The organism is Methyloversatilis sp. (genome assembly GCF_030696805.1).
Classification (GTDB): domain Bacteria; phylum Pseudomonadota; class Gammaproteobacteria; order Burkholderiales; family Rhodocyclaceae; genus Methyloversatilis.
This window is the reverse complement of record NZ_JAUYRO010000091.1, coordinates 1-25,522: the sequence shown is the minus strand read 5'-3', so window position 1 is coordinate 25,522 and position 25,522 is coordinate 1. Positions and strand designations below refer to the sequence as shown.

Genomic DNA, 25,522 nt, shown 5'->3' with positions numbered 1-25,522 from the left:
GTACCTCACGCGTGCAGCCAGTGCGCCACATGGCTACGTTGCACCTCCCTGCCTGAGGGCCAGTCAGGCTGCGTCGGCGCGCCTTGTTCGCGACCAGCCCGAGGGCAACGTGACGCACGAATCAAATGAGAACAGCCCTAGGCTGTTCGGCTGGGTGTAAATCCGCCGCAAACCCTCTAAACTCCGCCAGATACAAGAACTTAAGATGGACGGGGGTCGTCAGTGTCGATTGTCAAGGCGGGACTTGCATTCGCGATCGCAGGCGGGGCGGTGTTCGCATCGGCGGATGTGCGCGCGGAAGAATCCTCCGATGGTCCGCGATTCGAGGTCCGGAACTACGCGATCGCTGGCGGTACGGTTTTCCGGTCGCCTGAAATCGATGCACTGCTCACACCCTATGTCGGCAAGGCCGTCGGATTTGCCGAGATCGAAGCGGCGCGCACCGCGCTGCAGTCCGCCTACCACGAGCGCGGCTTCGGCGCAGCGCAGGTCAGTATTCCCGAACAGGAACTGAGCAGCGGTACGGTCACCCTTGAGGTGCTCGAGCCGAAGCTCGAAGCGCTGACGCTGCAGGGCGCGACGCATCACGACGACGAGAACATCCGGCGCAGCTTGCCCGCCCTTTCAGAAGGCAGCATGCCGAATACAGAGGCCGTCGCGCACCAGTTGGCGCTGGCCAATGAAAATGCATCGAAGCGGACCGACGTGACGTTCCGCTCGGCGCGCAAACCGGGCGAAATCGCGGCAACCGTATCGGTCACGGACAACAATCCGCTGCGCAGATTCGTGACCGTGGACAACAGCGGCACGCCCTCGACCGGTACGCACCGCATATCGGTCGGTCTGCAGCACAACAACCTGTTCAACCGCGACCACGTCGCAACGGTGCAATACACGACCTCGATCGAACAGCCGTCCGACGTGACCATCGTCGGGCTCGGTTACCGCATTCCGTTATACCAAAGCGGTAACTCGATCGATCTGGTGGCGGGCTTTTCCAGCGTCAGTTCAGGTCAGGTACAGGTACTGAATTCGACCGCGACCGTGTCGGGCAGTGGCCGCATCTTTTCCGCGCGCCACAACTGGCATCTGCCGCGCATCGGCGAATTGTCGCAGCGCATCAGCCTGGCCGCCGACTGGCGCGACTTCGACAGCAGTTTCCTGCTCGACAACACTCCCGGCAATCTCGTGCCGCGCGTCATCACGCATCCTATTTCCCTTTCGTGGAGCGGCAACTGGCTCGGCGAAACGCGGGAAGCCGGCGTGCAGATCAGCGTCGCACGCAACCTGCAGGGCGGCGAACATGGTCGCGACACAGACTTTAACGCTCTGCGCGCCGGTGCCAACGCGCGCTTTGCAGTGATGCGCGCGAGCGCTTCGTGGTTCCAGTTGTTGCCGCGTGACTGGCGCGTGCGGCTGCAGGCGCAGGGTCAGTACACACGCGATGAGTTGGTGTCCGGCGAACAGTTCGGCATTGGCGGAGCCGAGTCTGTACGCGGCTTGCGCGAGCGCGTGCTGGCCAACGATCGGGGCTGGCGGATCAGCGCCGACCTCGATACACCGGCCTGGACGGAGGACATCTGGGTCATGCGCGGCGTGCTGTTCGGCGACGTTGCACATCTTTACAGAGTCAATCCGCAGCCGGGTGAAACTGCAGGAGACGGCGTGCTCTCGGCCGGCGTGGGCCTGCGCGTCAATTATTCCACATGGCTCTCGGGGCGGATCGACTACGCTCGTCTGATCGACGGCGCAGACCGCTACGCGTCCGGCAGCCACCGGGTTCACGCGTCGTTCAGCCTGAGTTTCTAGGCAGCAGCATCAAAAGGGGCGGAAGCGGTATCGCTCACTCCAGACATTACGACATGCGGGGATGCAGTCGGAATTTTTGCGTTGGCCCGCACGGGCCTGAACCGGATTACCTGAAGCAGCGGTAATCGTGTTCACGGCCTCGCGGAGAAGAACTTGAGGCCGAAATGAACAAGGGTCGCTACAGACTGGTTTTTTCCGAAGAGAAGGGCGGCTACGTCCCGGTGCCGGAAGAAACGAAGGCATGCGGCAAGGGCGGCGGCGCCCGTGCGCTGCGTCGTGTCGTTGCTGCCATGGCGGCCGCTTTGCCCGGCCTTGCGATCGCCAACCCGACCGGTCATCAGGTGGTCCACGGCAATGTGGGCGTTCAAGTCCAGGGCAGCACGCTGAACATCACGGCCAGCGACAAGGCCATCATCAACTGGCAGCAGTTTTCGATTCAGCCGGGCGAAACCACCCGCTTCATCCAGCCGAATTCGACCGCCAGCGTGCTCAACCGCGTGGTCGGTCAGGATCCGTCGAAAATCCTCGGCAACCTGATCGCCAATGGCCGCGTTTTCCTGATCAATCCGAATGGTGTGCTGTTCGGTGCCGGCGCGAAGGTCGATACCGCCGGCTTGGTCGCGTCGACGCTGAACATCCGGAATGAGGATTTCCTCGCCGGCAGGATGAAGTTCGATGCCGACGGCACTGCCGGCAAGCTGCGCAACGACGGCACGCTGAAGACGACCGGCGGCCCGCTGATCCTGATCGCCACCGATGTCGAAAACACCGGTCTGATCACCGCCGAGAACGGCGACATCGTGCTGGCAGCCGGCAAAAGCGTCGAGATTGCCGATCCGCATCAGCCGTCGCTGCGCGTCAAGATCGAAGCCGGTGGCGAAGCGATCAATCTCGGTCAGCTGATTTCCCGCGGCGGCAGTGTCGGTATGTTCGGTGCAGCGCTCACGCAGGCGGGCAAGATTTCGGCCACCGGTGCCCACCGGACGGAAGACGGCCGCATCGTGCTGCGCGGCTCGAAATCCGTCACGCTCACCGCACAGTCGGAAACGGTTGCGCACACCGCCGACGGTGCCGGCGGCTCGATCGAAATCAGCGCCCCCGAAGTGCGCGTCGATGCGGGCGCGCGGGTGGATGCAAGCGGCACCGAAGGCGGCCGGATCGAAGTCAGCGCCGAACAGCGCGCGACGGTAGAAGGTACGCTGCGTGCGGTCGGCCGAGTGGATGCGCCCACGGCTGCAGGCACGCCCGTACCCGTCGCCGCGCCCGCTCCAACAACCGTCGCCGGCGACGACCTCGATCTGCCGGCCACCGCTGCCGGCCCCGCTCCCGCGGCACCGGTCAGCGCATCAGCCGGTCAGGGCGGCGTCATCGTCGTCACGGCCGACACGGTCGTGCTCGACGGCGATGCTGTGCTCGATGCATCGGGCGATACCGGCGGCGGTTCCATCCTCGTCGGTGGCGACTGGCAAGGCGCCAATGCGGAGGTCCGCAACGCGCGCATCAGCTGGGTCGGACATGGCGTGAGCCTGCTGTCCGATGCGCTGCTGAACGGCGATGGCGGCAAGGTCGTCGTATGGGCCGACGAAGCCACCGCCTTCGCCGGCAGCATCTGGGCACGCGGCGGTCGCGACGGCGGCGACGGCGGTCAGGTCGAAGTGTCCGGAAAGGTGGCCCTGCTCTACCGCGGCCGCACCGATACCCGCGCCGCGCGCGGCCGCAATGGCGAGTTGTTGCTCGACCCGCTGGCCATCATCATCCAGGGCGGCAGTGGTGACGGCAGCAACGACGGCTCGCAGCTGTTCAGGAGTGGCGCGACCCCGGGCACCATCACCGCCGACGCGCTCGGTCCGACGCTGCTGTTCGAGAGCGAGATAGAGGAACAGAGCAAGACGACCGACATCATCCTGCGTGCGCAACGTTCGGTGACGGTCGGCGGCAGTGCGTTCAGCCATACGGCGAGCGGAAACCTCGCAGGTGAAACGAGCGGCACCCTGGCTCTGGCTGCCGGCAGCAACCTGCTGATCGAAACGCGCAATCTCGGTGGCGAAGAAGGCGGCCCGAGTGCCGGCATCGATCTGGTGACCGGCGGCGCGCACGGCGCAAACCTGCGCATCATCACGCAGGGCACCGGCAGCATCACGATGCAGACCGGCTACAGCAACGGCACCGCGGTCGGCGATCAACGCGCTGACATCATCGTGCCGTTGCTCACGGCCGGCGAAGGCAGCATCCTGCTGCGTACGGTTCGGGGCACCGGCTCGACCATACAGTTCCGCAATGCCGTCACCACCGACGGCGTGCTGCAAAGCTCGGCCGACATGCATGTCGGCGGCCAACGCCTGCAGGGCAGCGGCGGGGTGGCGATCGATGGCGACTACACGGTGGACAGCGGCACGCTGGACATCGACGGCGCCAGCGCAGCGATCTCCGGCACGCTCTACCTCGCCGGCACGCTGGACGGCAGCGCGCCCCTGACGCTCGGCGGGCTGGTCTGGTACAGCGGCATCATGACCGGCACCGGCGCGGTCACGCTGACCGGTGCCGGCGAGTTGCCACCGAATTTCAACTACCGCTATCTCGACCGCAGGCTGAACATCGCCGGCTCGCTCGATCTGCAGAACAATCTTCAGCTCTACGTCCGCAATGGCGGCACGCTGCACCTCACGTCGACCGGCGTGCTGCAGTCGACAACGCATGACGGCAACATCTACTTCAACAGTGGCGCGACGGGCACGGCGCTGTTCAGCGCCGATGCCGGCGCACAGGTCAATGTCGCCGCCGGGCGGCAGCTCAGCCTGTATTCCGACAGCCAGGTCGGCAACCTGATTTCGGCCAGTTTCACGACCGGCGGCGCAGGAACGCTTGCGCTGACCGGCGGGCGCTTCACCCTGACAGGCAATTCGGTGATCACCGGCAGCGGCAACCTCGCGATGGCGGGTGCCGATCTGTACGGCAGCGGCAACCTGACCCTCGGCAACAACTTCCGCTGGCTGAACGGCGGCATGTATGGCGATGGTGTCACCCGCATCACCGGGCAGGCCCAGTTGCCGCAGGCAACAGGCAACCGGTTCATCCAGCGCAGACTGGAGGTGTCCGGCACGCTCGACGCCAACAACAACCAGTGGTTGTACGTGCAGAACGGCGGCGTGCTGCACATCACTTCGACCGGCACGCTGCGCTCGGTTACGCACGACGGCAACATCTATCTGCAGGCCGGCGGCAGCGGCAGTGCTGCATTCAGCGCTGCCCAGGGCGCCCGGATCGATGTCGGTGCCTCACGTAACCTGTATCTGTTCACCGACGGCAATGCCGGCAACACCTTCTCGGCCGATGTGAATCTGACCGGAGCAGGCACCTTTGCATTCAGCGGCGGCCTGATCACGCTGACCGGTGAGTCTTCGGTTGGCGGCACCGGCCTGTTTGCGATGAATGGCGGCAACGTCGCCGGCAACGGCGATCTCGACATCGACAGCCGCTTCGTATGGACGTCCGGTTCAATGGGTGGCAGCGGCGTCACGCGCATCGGCGGACTCGCTTCGCTGCCACAATCGAACGCCAACAAATTCCTGCAGCGCCGGCTCGAAGTCAGCGGCACGCTCGACGCGGACAACAACAACCTGCTGTATGTGCAGGCGGGTGGCACCCTGCACCTGACGGCAAGCGGCCGGCTGCGCACCACGACGAACGACGGCAGCATCTACCTGCAGGCGGGTACCACGGGCACGTCGCGCTTCACTGCGGCGGCCGGCGCCGAAATCGATGTCGCAGACGGGCGCACGTTGAGCCTGTTTTCGGACAACAACCTCGGCAACGAAATGTCGGTCGATGTCGATCTGACCGGCGCCGGCACCTTTGCCCTGACCAGCGGCAACATCACGCTCACCGGAGACTCGGTCATCGGGGGTGACGGCCTGCTCGCGCTGAGAGGCGCCAATCTCAGCGGCAGCGGCAATCTCGATATCGACAGTCGCTTCGTGTGGGCCGGCGGCGGCATGTTCGGCACCGGCACGACCTACCTCAGCGGCCCCGCCTCGATGCCGCAGGTGGTCGCGAACAAGGTCCTGCAGCGGCGGCTGGAAATCTCCGGCATCTTCGACGCCGACAACAACTACTGGCTGTACGTCCAGAACGGTGGCTCGCTGCACCTGACGTCGACCGCCATCCTGCGTTCGACCACGAATGACGGCCATTTCTACTTCGATGCAGGCGCCAGCGGCGTCACGTTGTTCAGCGCCGAGGCGGGGGCCACCGTCGACGTGGCTGATGGCCTGACGCTGAGCCTGTTTAGCGACAGCAATCTCGGCAATCAGTTTTCGGCGCGCCTGAACGTGACCGGCGCGGGCCTGTTCGCGTTGACCGGCGGTCGCTTCACGCTTGAGGGCGATTCGGTCATCGGTGGTACTGGAACCTACACCCTGTCGAACACGAATCTGCTGGGCAGCGGCAATCTGACACTGCGCGACAACTTCAACTGGCTCAGCGGCAACATGGGCGGCACCGGCCGCACCGTGCTCGATACCTCGATCACGCTGAGCGGCACGCGCACCATCGATCGCGAACTGGTCATTGCCGAAGGTCGCACGCTGCTGCTGAGCGACAACGCTGTGCTGCGCGGGTCCAGTTCCACGACCGGAGGTGGCCGACTGACCGCCCTGGGCACGCTGGCCAAGGGTGAAGGCAGCGGCAACGCCTACCTGCAGTATCTGGACATCAGCGGCAACATCCAGAGCCGCGGCGGGCTGTTGCGCCTGCACGGTTACAGCGATGGCCAGGGCGCGTCGATCGGTGGAATGGTCGCGTCGTCGCTGAATGGCGGCGGCGTGCTGATGGAATCCAGCACCTTCAACATTGCCGGCCAGCCGCTGCAGATCGCCGCTGACTCGACGCTGCAGATGTCGGCCGGCACGATCCATCTCGACGGCGCACAGATCACCGGTGCAGGCACGTTCCTCGTGTCGGGGGGCACGCTGCTCGTCAATGCCGATTCGGCCATCACGAGCCGCTTCACGCTGTCAGGCGGTACGCTGGCCGGGGCGGCGGACTTCACGATCGGCAACGCCTTCGACTGGTCGGGCGGCACGATGTCGGGCGACGGGCGCACCGTGTTGGCGGCCGGCACCATGGCGACCATCGGTTCTGCAAGTGCCTACAAATTCCTGCATCGCCGGCTTGACGTCGCCGGAACGCTGACGTTCAGCAACAGCACGAACTACGATCTGTACATCCGTGACGGCGGCACGCTGCACATCGCGAGCACCGGCACGCTGGCGACTTCGGCCAACGGCTACATCTATCTGAATGAGAGCAGCAACGGCGCCAATAACGGCAGCGTGGTCATCAGCGCCGATACCGGCGGGCGCATTGCCGTCGCCGACGGCACCACGCTGGTCCTGACGGCCGACGGCGCAGCCAGCAATCACCTGCGCGGCGACTTTGCGCTGAGCGGGCCGGGTGCCGTGCAGGTCAACAGCGGCCTGTTCACGATCGATCAGACGAGCGCGTTCGCCGGTGCCGGCCTGCTGCGGCTCAATGGCGGCACGCTGTTCGCCGGAGCGGCGACCAGCATCGCCAATCTGGAACTGACCGGTTCGGGCACGCTCGACGGCTCGGGCACGATCACGCTGAACCAGTTCGACTGGCGTTCCGGCACGATGATCGGCAGCGGTACCACGGTCCTCGCCGGCACCGGCACGATCAACAACGCATCGGCCTACAAGTTCCTGCATCGCCGACTTGATGTTGCCGGCACGCTGACTTTGGGCAACAACACGAACTACGACCTGTATATCCGCGACGGCGGCACGCTGCACATCGCGTCCACCGGCACGCTGGCCACCTCGTCGAATGCCTACATCTATTTCAACGAGAGCAGCAACGGCAGCAACAATGGCGTTGCTGCGCTCACATCGGCAGCGGGCGGGCGAATTGCGGTGGCCGATGGCACGACGCTGTTCCTGACGGCGGACGGCGCAGCGAGCAACCTGATGAGCGGCAATTTCACGCTGACCGGCCCGGGCGCCGTACAGATGAATTCCGGCCTGCTCACGGTCGATCAGGCGAGCGCATTCACCGGCGCCGGAGTGCTGCGGCTCACGGGCGGCACGCTGTTCGCAGGCGCGGCAACCGGCATCGCCAATCTGGAACTGACCGGCGGTACGCTCGACGGCGCCGGCACGTTCACGCTGAACCAGCTCGACTGGCGTTCCGGCACGATGGCCGGTACCGGTACAACGGTGCTGGCCGGCAGTGGCGCGCTGACCCAGCTCAACACGATCAAGTACCTGCAGCGTCGCCTCGAAGTGGCGGGCACGCTGACACTGTCGAATTCCGCCAGTTCGGACCTGTACATCCGCGACGGCGGCACGCTGCACGTTGGCGCGACGGGCACGCTGGCCACTGCCGGCAACGGCTACCTCTACATGAACGAGAGCTTCAACAGCGCGGGCAACGGACTTGCCCAGCTCTCGTCTGCAGCGGGCGGGCGCATCGTCGTGACCGAGGGCAACACCTTGTTCGTCTCGGCAGACGGATCTTCGAACAACGTCATCGGCGGCAGCTTCCTGCTCGCCGGGCCGGGCGTCGTACAGCAGACTGGCGGCACCCTCACCGCCGATCTCGCCACGCAGATCACCGGACCCGGTTTGCTGCGCCTGAGCGGCGGCACCTTTGCCGCGACCGCGGCGACCGGCATCGCCAATCTCGAACTGAGCGGTGGTTCGCTCGGCGGCAGCGCCGACATCACCATCGGCAACCGGTTCACGTGGAATAGTGGTTCGCTGACAGGCAGTGGCGTGGTCACGCTGGCAGGGGCGTCGACGATCGCCTCGGGCAGCGCGAGCAAGGACACCTCGCGCGAAATCCGTGTCACCGGCAACCTGAGCATTGCTGACCAGACTGGCAACGGGTTGCGCCTGAACGGCGCACGACTTGCGATTGCCTCGGGCGGCAGCGTCGTGCTCGAGAACGGTGCGAGCATCACGCACACCACCAGCGGTCGCATCGACAACGCCGGACTGCTGGTCAAGCGCGGGCCGACCGGGCTCACGCTGGCGATGCCGCTGACCAATACCGGCGTGCTGCGCATCGAGGAGGGCGTGCTCACAGCCAGTGCGTTCCCGATCAACAATGGTCGCGTGACGCTGTTGAACAATGCGTCGCTGGTCACCGGCAACACCAACCTGCTGAACAACGGCAGCATCGACGGCGTCGGTACGATCAACGTCGGCACCGGCACGCTGACCAATGCAGGCCTGCTTCAGCCGGGCAGCAGCGGCAGCGCGGGCTTGCTGAGCGTTCAGGGCAATCTGGTGCAGACGGCAGCAGGCACGCTTGAAGTGGATCTGCTGGGCACGTCGGTTGCGCAGCAGGACAGACTGCAGGTCAGCGGCACGATATCGCTGGGTGGCGATCTGGTCATCACGCCGGCGAATGGCGTCGTGCTTGGTGCGCAGGACCGTTACACCGTGCTGTCCTGTGCGAACCTCGACTGTCTGACCGGCAGCTTCGCCAGCATCGATGCCAACGGGCTGACCGCGACCGCCACCACCTTCTCGAATGCGCTGAGCTTTGCCACCGGCACGCTCGCCAGCACCTGGATTTCCCAGGCATCGGGCTTCTGGGACATCGCATCGAACTGGGCCGGTAGCCTGCTGCCGACCGCCACCACCGACGTGGTGATCGATCAGGCCGGCGATCTCACGATCACGGTGCGCAGCATCGGCGGGCCCATCACGATCAACAGCCTGTTCTCGAACGAGAACATTTCCGTCATCAGCGGCGCCCTGACGCTGACCGACGATTCCACGATCAACGGCACGCTGTCGGTGTCGGGTGGCACGCTGACCGTGGGTACTCAGCTCGACCTGAATCGCCTCGCGCTCAGTGGCGGCGTCGTTTCGGGCGGCGTGCTGAGCCTGCTCGGCGCCCAGTCCACGCTGACCGGCGGTGGCGCCCTGAACAACACCACCCTGGTCATCGGCGAAACCGGACTGCAGGTCGGCGGCGTCTACATGACCAATGGCACGCTGCGCAAGCGTACCGGCCTCGCATCGAACGCACTGGTGACCGTCGTCAACAACGGTTTCCTCGAAGGACGCAGCACGCTCACGCTCGACGATGTCACCGTCCGTCTGGCAAGTACTGGCACTGCCACCTATCTGCGCGGCAACACCGCCGCCGGCCTGACCACGCTGAACATCGCCGGCAACGGCAGCATCGACTTCGCCGGCGCCGACAACGCCAACAACGATGTCACCGCCTGGCACGGCAACAGCACGCTCAACATCGGCGCCGGCATCGCCCTCACCGGCTCTCAGTCCGGCGCCATCAACATGGGCGTCGGCGGCACCTTCTCCGGTACGGCCATCGCCAGCACCCCCGGCAAGACGATTGCCTTCAGCGGCGCCAACTGGAACAACGCCGGCACCCTGCGCGCCGCTGGCGGCACCGTCTCGCTCACCTCCAGCAACAACACCACCTGGGCCTCTTCCGGCACCCTGGATCTGGACAGCGGCACGCTCAACCTCGGCGGCGCCTTCAACACCGCCTCGTTCAATTCGCTCGATCGCGACGGTGTCGCCGCCGGCACCCTCGCCATCACCGGCGCGCTCAACAACACCGGCGCCACCCTGCTGCTCGACGATTCCACCGGTGCCGTGCTGCTCAGCGGCTCGATCACCGGCGGCACCATCCGCGCCCACAACCCGGCCGGCGGTGCGCTCGTCATGAACAGCGTCGGCTACCTGATCGACACCACGCTCGCCGGCGTACAGGGTGTCGACGGCTCCGGCCTGTATGTCGTCGGCAACGGCCAGAGCATGGAGGCGCGCGGCACGCTCACGCTCGACGGCGCCACCGTGCGGCTCGCCAGCACCGGCTCCAGCACCTATCTGCGCGGCAACACCTCCGCCGGTCTCACCACGCTCAACATCGCCGGCAACGGCAGCATCGATTTCGCCGGCGCCGACAACGCCAACAACGACATCACTGCCTGGCACAGCAACAACACTCTGAACGTCGGCGCCGGCATCAGCCTTACCGGCTCTCAGTCCGGCGGCATCAACATGGGCGCTGGCGGCACCTTCTCCGGGACCGCCATCGCCGGCACTGCCGGCAAGACCTTCGCTTTCAGCGGCGCCAACTGGAGCAATGCCGGCACCCTGCGCCTCGAAGGCGGCGTGATCACCTCATCAACCAGTTTCACCAGTTCCGGTGTCATCCGCGGTTTCGGCAGCCTGAATCTGGGTGCGAACACCCTCACGAACAATGGCGTGCTGCGCCCGGACGGTTTGCTCACCGTGACCGGAAATCTGGTGCTGGGTGCCGCCAGCACACTTGAGGTCGGGATCGCCGGCAGCGAACGCGGCACGCAGTACGACGCACTGGACGTCACCGGCACGGTCACCTTCGGCGGCACGCTGCGCGCGACGCATGAAGGCGGCTATACGCCGGGCGCAAACACCGGCTTCCGGCTGGTGCGCTACAACGCCCGCATCGCCGGCCGGGAATTCGCAACGCTCGATGTGCCGGCAGGCTTCGGCTATGGCAGCTACTACGGCGCGGCCAATCACGTTCTGGGCAATGGCAGCGCGCTGACCGGCATCAACGAATGGGTCAGCAATGTCGATGGCAACTGGTCGGTCGGCAGCAACTGGTCACTCGGCGCGGCACCGAATTCCGCGACGCAGACAGTGCTGATCGATCGCGTTGGCTTCACGCCGACTGTCACCATCAGCACAGGCGCATGGACCGTTGGCTCGCTGTCGTCGGAAGAATCGCTGACGATCAGCGGCGGCAGCCTGACCGTTAATGGCGCGACGCGCGTCGGCCGCACGCTGACAGTCAACGGCGGCCGTTTTGAAGCGCTGGGTACGCTCGACCTGAACGGCGTTTCGGTCAGCGCTGCCGCCAGCCAGTTCATTGCCAACGGCGGCGGCACGATCGCCGATTTCGATCAGGCCAATGGCACCTCGACATTCAATGCGGGCGGTCTGGCATTCGCAGCGCTGACGCCCCGCGGCGGCACCGTGAATTTCAACGCGGCCGTCACGCTGCCGTCGTCAACGCTGCGCGTTGCGGGCTACGTGGCCAACATCAATGCCGACCTCGGCCTTGCAACGCTGGACATCGATTCGGGTACCGCCAACCTGAACGTGGCCAGCAGCGCAGCCAGCATCGACCTGTCGGGCGGCACGTTGAACGTTGCGGGCAATACCGCGATGTCGGGCAACCTGACCTGGACCGGCGGCACGATCGCTGGTGGCGGCGTACTTTCGCTGGCGGGCGTGCTTGACCAGACCAGCAACACGACGGTCTATCTGCGCCAGACCACGCTGGTGCATTCGAACAGCAGCGGCAACAGCCGCATCGCCAATACCTCGGGCAGCGGCTTCAACATCGAGAACGGCGCGCTGCTGCGCAATACCGGCTCGCTGACGCTGTCGGTCGAAGCGCCGAACGGCATTCTGTACATCGACCACGACACCGGCCCGCTCGGCGGCCGCTTCGAGAACACCGGCACGCTGACCAAGATCGGTGCCGGACGTGCCGATATCGGCAACTTCGGCACGATGACCTTCGTGCAGGACGGCACGCTCAATGTCGAAGCGGGCAGCCTGACACTGGGCAACACGGTCAGCCTGTCCGGCACGCAGAACGTTTCGGCCGGCGCGTTCCTGCAGATACTCGGGGGCACGACCACCGTCGCGGCAGGTGGCGCATTCAACGGCGCGGGTACGCTGGCTCAAAGTGGCGGTACGCTCATCCTGGGTGACGGCGTGCGGATTGCTTCGATCTACGCCCTGAGCAGCAGCGGCACACTGAATGTCGCGACGGGCACTTCGGTCGACATCGACGGTCGCTTCAACTGGACCGGCGGCACGATAACGGGCGGCGGCGTGCTCGACGCGAACGGCGTGTTCGACCAGAGCGGCAACACGACGGTCCGTATCGTCGCCACGACGCTGCAGCATCACGACACGAGCGGCGAAAGCCGCATCGCCAACACGTCAGGCAGCGGTTTCAACATCGAGAACGGCGGACTGTTCCGCAATACCGGCGCGCTCGCGCTGATCGTGGAAGCCCCGAACGGCAACCTCTACATCGATCATGACAGCGGCGCCGCGAGTCGCTTCGAGAACACCGGTGCCCTGACCAAGCGCGGCGCCGGCAACGTCGATTTCGGCAGCTTCGGCAACGTGAGCTTCGATCAGCTCGGTGGCTTCGTGGTGAGCGAAGGCACCGCCTCGCTGAACAATGCGGTGCTGCTGGGCGGTACGCAACAGATCGCGGAAGGTGCCACGCTGCAGGTTGTCGGCGGCACGACGACGCTGTCGGCGGGTGGCCGGATAGACGGCGCCGGCCAGTTCCGACTGAACAACGGCACCCTCGCGCTGGGCGACAACGCGTCGATCAACGCGCGTTTCGCGCAATCGGCCGGCACCCTGCTGCTCTCGCCGGGCATCGATGCACTGATCAGCAACCGCTACGACTGGAGCGCCGGCACCGTCAGCGGCGGCAACACGCTGGTCAGCAACCTACTCGTGCCCGGTGGCACGCTCACGGTCTCGGGCGAACTGCAACTGGTCGGCACCAGCAACGTGACGCTGGACAACGCGACGCTGGTGCACACCCACACGGGCAGCGGCAGCCGGATCGGCACGAACAACGGCCGCAGCATGCTGATCAACAACGGCGCTGTGTTCAGGAACGCCGCAGGTGCGTTGCTGACGCTTGACACGCCGGACAGCGGCAACACGCTGTATATCTACCAGAGCGGCGGTACCGGCAGCCGGTTCGAAAACTTCGGCTCGCTTGTGAAATCGGGGATCGGCACGCTGGACCTCGGCTACAACGGCAACCTCATCGTCCAGCAGTCCGGCACCCTGCTGATCAACGAGGGGACGCTTTCGAACAACGCGGTCAGCACTTTTGCCGGCACGCATCAGATCGCAGCCGATGCGCTGCTGTTGCTGAACAGCAGCACCAGCACGCTGGCCGCCGGATCAAGTTTCAGCGGTGACGGACGCGTGCAGCAAAGCAGCGGCACCACGACGCTGGGCGATGGCGCTTCGATCACCGCCGATGTGCTGCTGAGCGGCGGCACCCTGAATGTTGCGACGGGCGCTTCGGTCATCGTCGATGGCGACCTGCAATGGACCGGCGGCACGCTCGGCGGCGCAGGCACGCTGACCCTCAACGGTGTGCTGACCCAGGTCAGCGCCAACACGGTCACGTTGAACGCGACACAACTGATACACGCGAATGCCTCCGGCAACAGTCGCATCGGCAACAACAACGGTCGCAGCATCCTGCTGAACAACGGCGCGCTGCTGCAGAACGCCGCCGGTGCGTTGCTGACGCTGGAAACCGGAAACAACAACAACACGCTGTACATCTATCAGAGCACCGGTTCCGGCAGCCGCTTTGAAAATCTCGGCACCTTGACCAAGACCGGCACGGGCACGCTCGACCTGGGTTACAACGGCAGTCTGCAGATCGACCAGCGCGGCGTGTTGAATGTCCAGCAGGGCTTGCTGAGCCTCAATGGCGTGGCATTGCTGAGCGGCGCACAGCAACTCGCCGCGGGCGCCACGCTGGACATCCGGGGTGCCACGACGACGCTGGCGGCGGCGGGCAGCGTCACCGGAGCCGGCAACCTCTCGCTGAGCGGCGGCACGCTGAGTCTGGCCGACGGCGCAACCATCGCATCGACACTGATCCACAGCGGCGGCACATTGCTGGGCACCGGCGCCAATACGATCAGCGGGCGTTATGACTGGACTGCCGGCACGATCGCCGGTGACGGAACGCTGACGGTCAGCGGGCCGCTGCAGATCACCGGCGGCAACACGCAGTTCCTGGATGCCCGCACGCTCGTCCATACCAACGCGAGCGGCAGCAGCCGGATCTTCAAGACCAGCGGCGCGGTGAACCTGAACAATGGTGGCGTGCTGCGCAACGCCAGTGGCGCCCGCCTGCTTTTCGACAGCGGCAACGGCAACTTCAACCTGAATTCGAGCGGTGGTGGTTCGCTGGTGAATGAAGGCACGATCACCAAAGTGGGCGGTGGTTCGACATCGATCACGTCGAACGTCGGCTTCAGTCAGTCGGGCCTTGTCACGATAGGCCAGGGAACGCTGAGCGTAGCGAACGCCTTCACCAATGCCGGCACGATCGAATTGCTCACGTCAGCGACCTTCGGCAACACCAGCGCGACCACGACCAATACCGGTACCGTCAGCGGCTTCGGCACGCTGGCACTGGGTGCGCAAACCTTCACCAACCGCGGCGTCGTGCGCCCGGGCGGCGCCGGAGCAGTCGGCACACTGAGCATCACCGGCCGTTACGTTCAGGACGCCGCAGGCACGCTGCAGATCGAACGCGGCAGCGCCGGCACCGATGCGCTGGTCGTCAGCAGCACGGCCGCGCTGGGCGGCACGCTGGTGGTCAGCGAATTGCCGGGCTACATCTCGACCGGCGGCACCTCGGATGTCGTGACCGCCAGCGCGTTGAGCGGCAGCTTCTCGACCGTCACGCTGCCGAGCGGCTACAGCACGCAGGCTGTCGGCAATCGTCAGGTGCTCAGTTACGCAGGCGCGATCTGCGGCGGCGTGTGCTGGGACGGCGGCGCCGGTTCGCTGCTGTGGACCGATGCGGCCAACTGGACCGGCGACCTGCTGCCCGGCACGAACGACCTCGTGTTCATCGACCTGGGTACGATCAGTGTCGAGCTGAGCAACGGCAATCACACGATACGCAGTCTGAATACCGCTGCCGGCAACACGCTGGTCGTGTCGGGCGGCAGTCTCACGGTGACGGACGTGGCCACATTGGCCGGCGATCTGGTCATCAGCGGCGGCACGGCAAACTTCAACGGTGCGGCCCAACTTGCGCGACTGATGCTGTCATCGGGCATCTTCGGCGGCAGCGGAACAGCCACCTTCACCCAGTCGGGTTCAACCTGGACCGGCGGCGATGTGAGCGGTACCGGGCGTCTCGTTCTTGCCGCTGGATCGACACTCAGCTACGGAGCCGGCACGCGCACGATCGCACGACGTCTGGATATCGAACAGGGCGGCCGGCTATCGCTGGACAGCGGCTCACTCACCACGACAGGCGGCGCCAGCAATGCCGGCGTGGTCAATGTGGCTTTCGGCGCCACGGGCCGCTACGGCGGCAGCGCGACCTACCTGCTCGACGCGACCGGTCAGTTCGACGGCGGCGGGCGGATCGAATTCATCAATTCCGCCCAGGTGACGAGCCAGACCACCGCCCCGCCCATCGCCGACAACACCTTCACCGTGCGTGTACAGGATTCGGCCCGCTTCACGCTGACCACACCGGGCGCGATCGCCAACCTCGAACTGGCCGGCAGCGGTCAGGTCATCGCGCAGGCGGGCCTGCAGGCGGGTTCGCTGACCCAGACCGGCGGCACGCTGACGCTGAACGCGGCGTCCGGCGCCGGCACCTACAACTGGAATGGCGGCACGCTGGCCGGCAGCTCGACGTTCAGCATCGTCGGCGGGGGCAGCTGGACGCGCGGCACGCTGACCGGCAACCTCGTCATCGCCAATGGCGCATCGCTCACCCTGAGCGGTACCGGCAGCGACGACGTGCAGTCGACCAGCTACAAGCGCTTCGGCGCCGGCTCGCTGACCAACTTCGGCACGTTGAACTGGCTGGAAGGTCATATCGACGTCATCGGAGCCGGGCGCGTGGACAACCACGGCTTGATCGATCTGGCAGCCGACTTCAGTTTCGGCGACCGCTCGACCGGCACGGGCACCTTCACGATGGTCAATCACAACAGCGGCGTCATCTCGAAAACGGCCGGGACCGGGGAATTCGCGATCGGCACGCTGGGCATTCCGGGCGGCACGGCGAATTACGCAAACTTCACCAACAACGGCCGGATCAACGTCTTCAGCGGCCGGCTGCGCTTCAACATCGGGTATGCGGGCGCACCGGGCGGTGGCACGTTCATCCACAACAGCTTCATCGAGATCGGCGCGAGCTCGACTCTGGAAATCGGTGGCGCACTGACCTATAACGGCGATGCCGACCTCGGCGCCGGTGGCGTGCTGCGCCGCCTCGGCGGCTTCACGATCAACAATGGCGCCGACATCTTCGGCAACGGCACGATCGACGTCGGCGCGAGCGGCACGCTGACCAACGCCGGCGCCCTGGGTACCCTCGAGTACGGCACGCTGAGCGTGACCGGCAACTTCGTGCAGACCGACACCGGCATCCTCGACCTGTGGATCGGCGGCACCAGTGCAGGCACTTACGATCAGTTGGCCGTCAGCGGTTCGGTCACGCTCGGCGGCACGCTCGTGGTCACCGAAGATCCCGCCTACACGCGCAGTCCGCTGTCGCTCGCCCTGATCACCGCGGGCAACGGCATCAGCGGCACGTTTGCAACAATCGATACCCCTGCCGCCGGCTACACGACGGCGGTAGACGGCAATGCCTTCCGCATCGGTTTCGGCAGCATCGTCTGCGGCGGCATCTGCTGGGACGGCGGCGCCGGTACCGCCCTCTGGACGGACGCTGCCAACTGGTCCGGCGACGCCCTGCCCGGTCTGAACGACCTCGTGTTCATCGCGCTCGACAATGGCAGCAGCGTCGTGCTGAACAGCGGCAGCCATTCCATCGCCAGCCTGACGACGGCTGCCGGGAACTCGCTTTCGATCAGCGCCGGCTCGCTGACACTCACTGGCATGTCGGCACTGGCCGGCGACCTGACGCTGAGCGGCAGCGGCACACTGGTGACCAACGGCCGGCTTGACGCCACACGCTTCACGCAGAACGGTGGCACCTTCAGTGGCTCGGGCGACCTGTTCGTGTCGGCTGCGTTCAGTCACACCGGTGGCAGCCACATCGGCAGTGGCCGCAGCGTGCTCGGCAGTGCCGTGACCTTTGCACCGGGCAGTTACACGTTCAACCGCGACTTCGACATCGAGGGCACGCTGACGCACACAAGCGGTACGCTCACCGTCGCGGCGCAACGCACGCTGACCATCAGTGGCGAACTTGACTGGACTGCGGGCTCGATCATCAGCGGCCCGGGTGCGCTTGACGTCGCTGACGGAGCGAACGTCCTGATCAACGACAGCATGGGTGGCGGGTTCCACACGCTCAGCGCGATCACGGTCAATAACGCCGGCACCGTCAATTACGCCGTCGCCGGCGGCAACAGCCGCGAACTGCTGCTCAACGACGGCACCGTGTTCAACAACACCGGCCGCTTCAACTTCGCCGGCGACAACGTCGTCTCCGAGAACGTCGGCAACGGCGGCACCTTCAACAACTCCGGCACACTGGCCAAGACCGGTGGCACCGGCAGCAGTGGCTTCGCCAATCAGGCACGATTCAACAACCTCGACGGCGGCACCGTCGATTCGGGCACCGGCACGCTGCTGATCCAGACCGAGGGCAGCCACGCCGGCGTGTTCAACCTCGCCGGCAACAACGTGCGCTTCAATGGCAGCACGCAGACCTTTGCCGACGGCTCCGTGTTGCGCGGCACTTCGAACTTCAATGGCGCAACCATCCGTGCCGACGGCAACCTGATCATCGACGGCACACTGAACTGGAGCAGCGGCAGCACGGTGACCCACGCCGGCGGCACCGGCACGCTCAATGTGCTCGGTACCAGCACGCTCAACATCAACGACAGCCAGGGCAGCGGCTTCCACACGCTGAGCGCGATCACGGTCAACAACGCCGGCACCGTCAATTACGCCGTCGCCGGCGGCAACAGCCGCGAACTGCTGCTCAACGACGGCACCGTGTTCAACAACACCGGCCGCTTCAACTTCGCCGGCGACAACGTCGTCTCCGAGAACGCCGGCAACGGCGGCAGCTTCAACAACTCCGGCACGCTGGCCAAGACCGGTGGCACCGGCAGCAGTGGCTTCGATAATCTGGCGCGCCTCGTGGATCAGGGCGGCAGCTACCGTGGCGAAACCGGCACGCTGCAGCTCGCATCGCTCGGGACGGTAAGCGGCGTCATGCACATTGCTGCGGGCGCCACCCTCACCACGGCCCCGGCGCTGACGAATACTGGCGTCATCGAAGGCAGCGGCACGCTGAATGTCGGTGGCGGCACACTCACCAACAGCGGCATCGTGCGCCCGGGCGGCGACGACCAGATCGGCCGTCTGACCGTGCTCGGCAACTTCACGCAGAGCGCCGCGGGCCGAATCGAAGCGGAATTTTCGGGCACCTCGACCAATCAGTTCGATGTGCTCGATGTGCGCGGGGATACGCTCCTGGATGGCGTGCTCGAGGTGCAATCGCTCGGCTCGGCGGTACCGGTTGAAGGCATGCAGTTGCCCGTGGTGACCGCAAGCGGCGCGCTCGACGCAGGCGCACTTCAGTTGGTGGCACCGACCGGTTTCACGACACGCACGCTCGGCAGCTCGCTGAGCCTCGGCTACACCGCCTGCACCACCGGCATCTGCTGGGACGGCGGTGCAGGCAGCCAGTTGTGGACCGATGCTGCAAACTGGACCGGCGATGTGCTGCCCGGCGTGAATGATCTCGTGTTCATCACGCTCGCTGGTGGCGCCGACGTCATACTGAATGCACTTCCGACCGTCACCGTGGCCGGCCTGACCATCGGCAACGCGAATTCGTTGACGCTCACGGGCGGCGTGCTCAACGCACCGACCACCGTGCAGCAGGGCGGCACACTCAACCTCGATGGCGGCAATCTGAACTTCGGCAATGCCCTGCTCAACAACGGCACCCTCAACTACGCCGGCGGCACGATGAACGGCAACGTGTTCGCCAACAACGGCGCGCTGAACGTGCTGTCCGGCAGTGCCGGAAACTTGACGACCAACCGCCTGAACAACAACGGCAGCGTCATTGTCGACAGCGGTGCGACATTCGAGTTCGGCAGCGGCGGCGGCATGATCTTCGCCAACAATGGCTCGGTCGCTGTCGAGAGCGGCACACTGTCGGTGCTGGCGCATGACGCCGACGCTTCCGGACCGGGTGCCGACAGCGGTGCCTATTCGGTCGATTCAGGGGCCACGCTGCGCTTCCGCGACGCCTTCCGCGACTTCGGGCCCGGCTCGTCGATCACCGGTTCGGGTGACGTCGAATTCACCGCTTTCTCGGGCGGCGTGTTCAATGTCAATGGCGGCTACAACGTTGGCGGCGAAACGCGCGTCAGCGGCAACACCCTGGTCAATTTCAACAGCAACGCCACTTTCGGCGACCTGCGCGTCGCCGGCAACATCGGCGGCAACGGTACGCTGACGGTGACCGACGACCTGACGTGGACGGCCGGCTCGATCGGCGGCAATGGACGCGTCATCGCGGTGCGCGGTGACACGGTACTCGATGGCAGCAACCTGGCACTCAACGGCGCCGTGCTGAACGTCGGCGGTTCCGGCCTGCTCAACTCCGGCACGCAACTCGCGCTGAATGGTGGCTCGCAGCTCATCGTCAGTGACGGGGCCTCGCTCGGACTGGGCAGCAATACCCGCGTCGGCGGCACCGGCAGCCTGGTCAATCGCGGCACGCTAGAAGGCACGCTCGGCGGCGGCACGTCGAACGTCGCAGTGCGCCTCGTCAATGATGGCAACGTACAGGCCAGCTCGGGCAATCTCGGGCTGACCGGCGGCATCGGCGGTGGTGGTCTGTTCGTCATCGGCGACAACGCAACGATGGAACTGGGTGGCGACCTGCCGCCGGACATTTTCAACCGCATCGGCGGCAACGGCACGCTGAGCTTCTCGCCCACGTCGGCGCCGGTCATCAACCAGTCGTTTGTCGTCACCGGGGGTACACCGCTGCTGTTCGGCCTGCGCAGCGGTGCGGTGCTGTCAAGTGGTCCGAACAATGGCGTACTGGACGGTCAGCAGTCGGCATGGCAATACACGGCGAACGCCGGCTTCAACGGCAACGACTCGGCGCGCTTCACGCTCAGTCTGGGCAGTGGCACGGCCGTTATCAACCTTTCGTTTAACGTGAATTCGGCTGCGGAACCGCCGCCGCCGCCTCCGCCTCCTGCGCCTCCGCCCGAGCCATTACCAGGGCCGGTGTCGGTGACGGTTCTGCCGTTGCTCCGTGAAACGGTACAACCCCCGAAATTTAAGATCCCGGAACTGGCTACGCCGAAGCCGCAGGTACAGATTGCATCGATCGACGCACTGAGCGAAATCGTCACCGCTTCGGGTCCGTCGTTCGAGCAACCGCTGCGCGAATTCAGCGCCAGCCGCCTGCAGTGCAGATAAGGAGTCCTGTCATGTCTTACGCACGTCATTTCAGCGCCATTGCGGCGGCACTCGTCATGGTGCCGCTGGCCCAGGCCGAAGACCCGCAGGCCACGCCTGTGCCCACCGCAGGGCGCGTCAGTTATGTGTCGGGCACGATGTACGTGCAGACGCCCGACAACAAGACGCGCATCCTCGGACGCGATTCGTCGATCTACAACGGCGACGTGATCACGACCGAAAAGAGCACGGTGGCGCGCATCGAATTCGGTGATGGCTCGTCGCTGGCGCTGCGCCCGCGCAGCAAGGTGAAGATCGACGGCTTCGCTTTCGATGAAGCCAGGCCGGAAAAGGACACCCTGCTTTACAGCCTGCTCAAGGGCGGCCTGCGCGCCGTGACGGGACTGATCGGCAAACGCAACCGCGAGGGCTACCGCGCCAGCACGGTCACGGCAACCATTGGCATCCGCGGCACGCGCTTCGGCATGCTGCTGTGTGACGAAGCCGAGAAGGAAGATCCGGCCTGCATCAAGGCGCTGGAAGAGGCCAAGGACCGCAAGCCGGGCGAGCCGGCGCTGGTGTTTGACGTCGAGGAAGGCAGCATCGAAGTGAAGAACGATGCCGGATCGAAAACGTTCGAAGTCGGTCAGGCTGGCGTCGTGTCGAGCAAGGACAGCGCACCGGCAACGCTGTCGGAAAACCCCGGGCTGGACAAGGCACTGCCGTCGTCTACCGCCGCGCGTCCCGGGCCGGGCGGGCTCGGCGGCAGCACCGGTCTGGGCAGCGACGCCGACGCCTCTTGCACGGTGCAGTGAGGCATCGGCGCGATCGCCTGCGGTGAGCTGAGCGTCACGTCGAAAGCGAACGATGAGACGGTGCCGTCTCATCGGCAGTCGGCGGGTTAAGAGCCTCGACAACGATGCTGCCGACGATGTCACCTTCGACATTCACCGTCGTGCGCACCGCGTCGAGCAGGCGGTCGATCGGCAGCAGGATGGCGATCGCCTCGACCGGCAGCCCGACCGACTGCAGCACCATGGCCATCGTCACCATGCCGGCGCTTGGAATGCCGGGGGCACCGACTGCCGCCATCATCGACATGAAACACACGATGACCTGCTGGCCCAGACTCAACTCGATGCCGACCAGATTGGCGATGAAAAGCGCCGCCGCCGCTTCGTACAGCGCCGTTCCATCCATATTCATCGTGGTGCCGATCGGCACCACAAAACCCGCCGTGGCCGGACGCACGCCGAAATTCTTCTCGACCACACGCAGCGTGATCGGCATGGTTGCGGCACTGGAACTGGTCGCGAAGGCGGTGATCAGTGATTCGCGGGCGCCGCGCCACAAGGCCAGCGGACTGACGCGGGCGATCAGCCACAGCAGGCCGGGCAGCACGACAACACCGTGGAACAGCGTGGTGCCGAGCACGACCAGCACGAAGGTCAGCATGGTGCCGAGCAGCGCCACATCCTGCGTGGCGATCAGGCGCGCGAGCAGCGCAGCGACCCCGTATGGCGCCAGCACCATCACCCAGCCGACGAGCTTCAGCGACAGGTCGAGCATTTCTTCCATCAGCCGGTTGATCGTCGCGTAGCGTTCGCCGCCCTGCACCAGCGCCACACCGAGGATCAGCGCAAACACCACCAGCGGCACAATGGCCCCCTGCGCCAGCGAGGCGAACGGATTCTGGAACAGGCCGGTGACGAATTGGGTCAGAAACTCCGGGAAGGGCAGGCGCTTGGCTTCGAAGGCTGCCATCGCATCGGCAAACATTTCGACCTGCATGTCTGCGCCGGGCCGGAAGATATTGGCGGCCAGCAGCCCGAGCAACACAGCTATGGCAAGTGTCGCCCCATAGAACAGCAGGGTGGTCACCCACACGCGCTGCATGTTCTGCTGTCTTCGCAGGCCGGCAATGCCGACCACGATGGACGCGAACACCAGCGGTACCAGCACCATCTTCAGCAATGCAATGAACAGCCCGCCGACGAGCGACGCAACGTACAGCCCCTGCACGCGCAGCGCCGCATCCGCAGGAAGTGCACCCAGCAGCATGCCAAGAGCCACGCCTGCCGCTGCGCCAACCAGAATCTGGACATTCATGGACATCCGCATGCCTGCTCTCCCGAACTGAAATCCGCTTCGACCATACCATTCTGTACGGTACAGAATGCCGCCCTGGTGCAACCAAGCGCAGTGCGTCAAGTCCGAGACACACCGAATCCAGCGGAGTTGCCATGAAGAATCTCATCGTCCTTCTCGCCTGCCTGACCTGCAGCACGGGTGCTTTCGCCCAGGGAATTGCCACGGCCATCCAGACCACGATGCGCATATTGGCCACTCAGCCCGACGGGTCCGTGTCGGTCGGCAGCGGCGTCGTGCTGCCGGGGGAACGCGTCGCGACCGCCTGCCATGTTGTCGAGGGCGCGACCGAAATCAAGGTCAGCTACAAATACGTCGCCTCACCGGCCACGCTCGCCCGGCAGGACCGCGCGCGCGACCTTTGCGTACTGGGCGCGCCCGGCCTTGCTGCACCGGCGGCGAAACTCGCGCGCAGCACCGACCTGAAGACCGGTGACCGCCTGCTCGCGTTCAGCGGCGCCTACGGCAACGATGTCCGGCTGATGATCGGTGAGGTGAACGCAGTGCACCCGATGGACGGCGGCGCGGTGATCGAAACCAGCGTGCCCTTCGTGGTTGGCGACAGCGGCGGCGGACTGTTCAACAACGATGGCGAGCTGATCGGCCTGCTCGCCTTCATTTCCAGCGCATCGGGCGAGAAGCGCTACGCGATTCCGGTCGAATGGCTGGACGCAGACATCGAAGCGGCGAAAAACGTGCCGTTCTGGAAAGGTGACGCGGACCGTCTGCCGGTTTTCCTGCGGCCGTGAACGCCTGATGCCGTCACGACGCGGCGGCTGTCCCACCCCGGGCGCTGATACCCTTCAACCTCGAAACCTCTTCCGTCAGACCGCCCGCCCGTGACGCACCGAACCTATCGACCTGCCGGCCTCGCGCCGACCGACGCCATCCGCCTGCGTGGCGTGCGGCAGAACAACCTGAAGAATATCGACGTCGATTTCCCGCTCGGCCTGCTGACCGTGGTGACCGGCGTGTCCGGTTCCGGCAAGTCCTCGCTGGTGTTCGACACGCTGTACGCCGAAGGCCAGCGGCGCTACGTCGAAACCTTCTCCCCGTATGCGCGGCAGTTCCTCGACCGCATGGATGCGCCGCAGGTCGATTCGATCTCCGGCGTGCCCCCGGCCATCGCCATCGACCAGAGCAATCAGGTACGCACGTCGCGCTCGACGGTCGGCACGATGACCGAACTGAACGATCACCTGAAACTGCTGTTCGCGCGCACCGCCACGCTGCACTGCCGCGGCTGCGGGCAACCGGTGCATGAACAGTCGGCCGACGACATCGCGCGTCAGATCGTCGCCCGTGCCGTCGAAGCGGGCGACCCGCGCCTGGCCGTCACCGCGCCGGTCACCGTGCCGGACAACTTCAGCGACGCCGAAATCCAGGGCTGGCTGGAGCGTCAGGGCTACACGCGCATCCACGCGCGCGACGGCAGCACGCTGCAGGTGGTGCAGGACCGCTTCCGGGCAGCCGGCGCCGAACGAGCGCGCGTGGCCGAGGCGGTCGAAGCCGCGCTTCGGCTCGGTCAGGGCGTCATGCATGTGCAGGTGCTCGATGCCGAAGGCGCGACCGCCGCGCGCTGGGCCTTTTCGAACCGGCTGCACTGCGCTGAGTGCGACATTGCCTACAGTCCGGCGCTGCCGGCTCACTTCTCGTTCAATTCACCGCTCGGCGCCTGCGAAACCTGCCGCGGTTTCGGGCGCGTCATCGGCATCGACTTCGGACTGGTCGTTCCGGACGAGCGCAAGACATTGCGCGGCGGCGCGATCAAGCCCTGGCAGACCGAGTCCTACAACGAAAGCCAGACTGACCTCGAAAAGATGGCGGCGAAACACGGCGTGCCGATGGACGTGCCATTCGCCGAACTGAGCGCTGACCATCGTCGCTGGGTGCTCGAAGGCGACGTGAAGTGGAAGAACTGGCAGAAGTCGTGGCCGGGTACCTGGTACGGCGTGCGCCACTTTTTCGAGTGGCTGGAAACCAAGGCCTACAAGATGCACATCCGGGTGCTGCTGTCGCGCTACCGCGCCTACACCCCGTGCACCGCCTGCGGCGGAAGCCGGCTCAAGCCTGATGCGGCCCTGTGGCGAATCGACTTTCCATGTTCCGGCGCATCAGCGCCGGAACATGTCAAACGTCCCCCTCTCCCCCCGGGAGAGGGCCGGGGTGAGGGCGAGCGAGGGCATCAGCACTCGCGGGATGCAGAGAGCCCTGTTCAGTCAGGCGCGATGAGCGCATCAGCGCCGGAACATGTCAAACGTCCCCCTCTCCCCCCGGGAGAGGGCCGGGGTGAGGGCGAGCGAGGGCATCAGCACTCGCGGGATGCAGAGAGCCCT

At 65.6% G+C, this 25,522-nt stretch carries 5 protein-coding genes and 1 pseudogene; 5 read left to right on the top strand and 1 reads right to left on the bottom strand.

Features of this window, described 5'->3' with window-relative positions:
- The first annotated feature begins 270 nt into the window (after nucleotides 1-270).
- The 3 genes from Q8R75_RS14220 to Q8R75_RS14210 all read left to right on the top strand — a co-directional run bounded on the left by Q8R75_RS14220 (nucleotide 271) and on the right by Q8R75_RS14210 (nucleotide 21,853).
- Nucleotides 271-1,809: a ShlB/FhaC/HecB family hemolysin secretion/activation protein gene (locus tag Q8R75_RS14220; RefSeq protein WP_305613258.1), complete on the top strand. Its 1,539-nt coding sequence runs from the start codon at nucleotides 271-273 to the stop codon at nucleotides 1,807-1,809.
- A gap of 164 nt (nucleotides 1,810-1,973) precedes the next feature.
- Nucleotides 1,974-21,059 (top strand): filamentous hemagglutinin N-terminal domain-containing protein, encoded by a 19,086-nt coding sequence (locus Q8R75_RS14215; protein WP_305663773.1) that lies wholly within the window; start codon nucleotides 1,974-1,976, stop codon nucleotides 21,057-21,059.
- Nucleotides 21,060-21,070: 11 nt separating this feature from the next.
- Nucleotides 21,071-21,853, top strand: coding sequence for a FecR family protein (locus Q8R75_RS14210; protein WP_305612743.1), 783 nt, complete (start codon nucleotides 21,071-21,073; stop codon nucleotides 21,851-21,853).
- Nucleotides 21,854-21,887: 34 nt separating this feature from the next.
- Here the strand turns inward: Q8R75_RS14210 and Q8R75_RS14205 are convergent, their stop codons facing one another.
- Nucleotides 21,888-23,159 (bottom strand): dicarboxylate/amino acid:cation symporter, encoded by a 1,272-nt coding sequence (locus Q8R75_RS14205; RefSeq protein ID WP_305612742.1) that lies wholly within the window; start codon nucleotides 23,157-23,159, stop codon nucleotides 21,888-21,890.
- A gap of 122 nt (nucleotides 23,160-23,281) precedes the next feature.
- Here Q8R75_RS14205 and Q8R75_RS14200 point away from each other — a divergent pair, with 122 nt between their 5' ends.
- Complete coding sequence (locus tag Q8R75_RS14200) at nucleotides 23,282-23,935, top strand: serine protease (protein WP_305612741.1); 654 nt, start codon at nucleotides 23,282-23,284, stop codon at nucleotides 23,933-23,935.
- 90 nt (nucleotides 23,936-24,025) lie between these two features.
- Nucleotides 24,026-25,522 (top strand): annotated as a pseudogene (locus Q8R75_RS14195) (hypothetical protein); the annotation flags it as partial.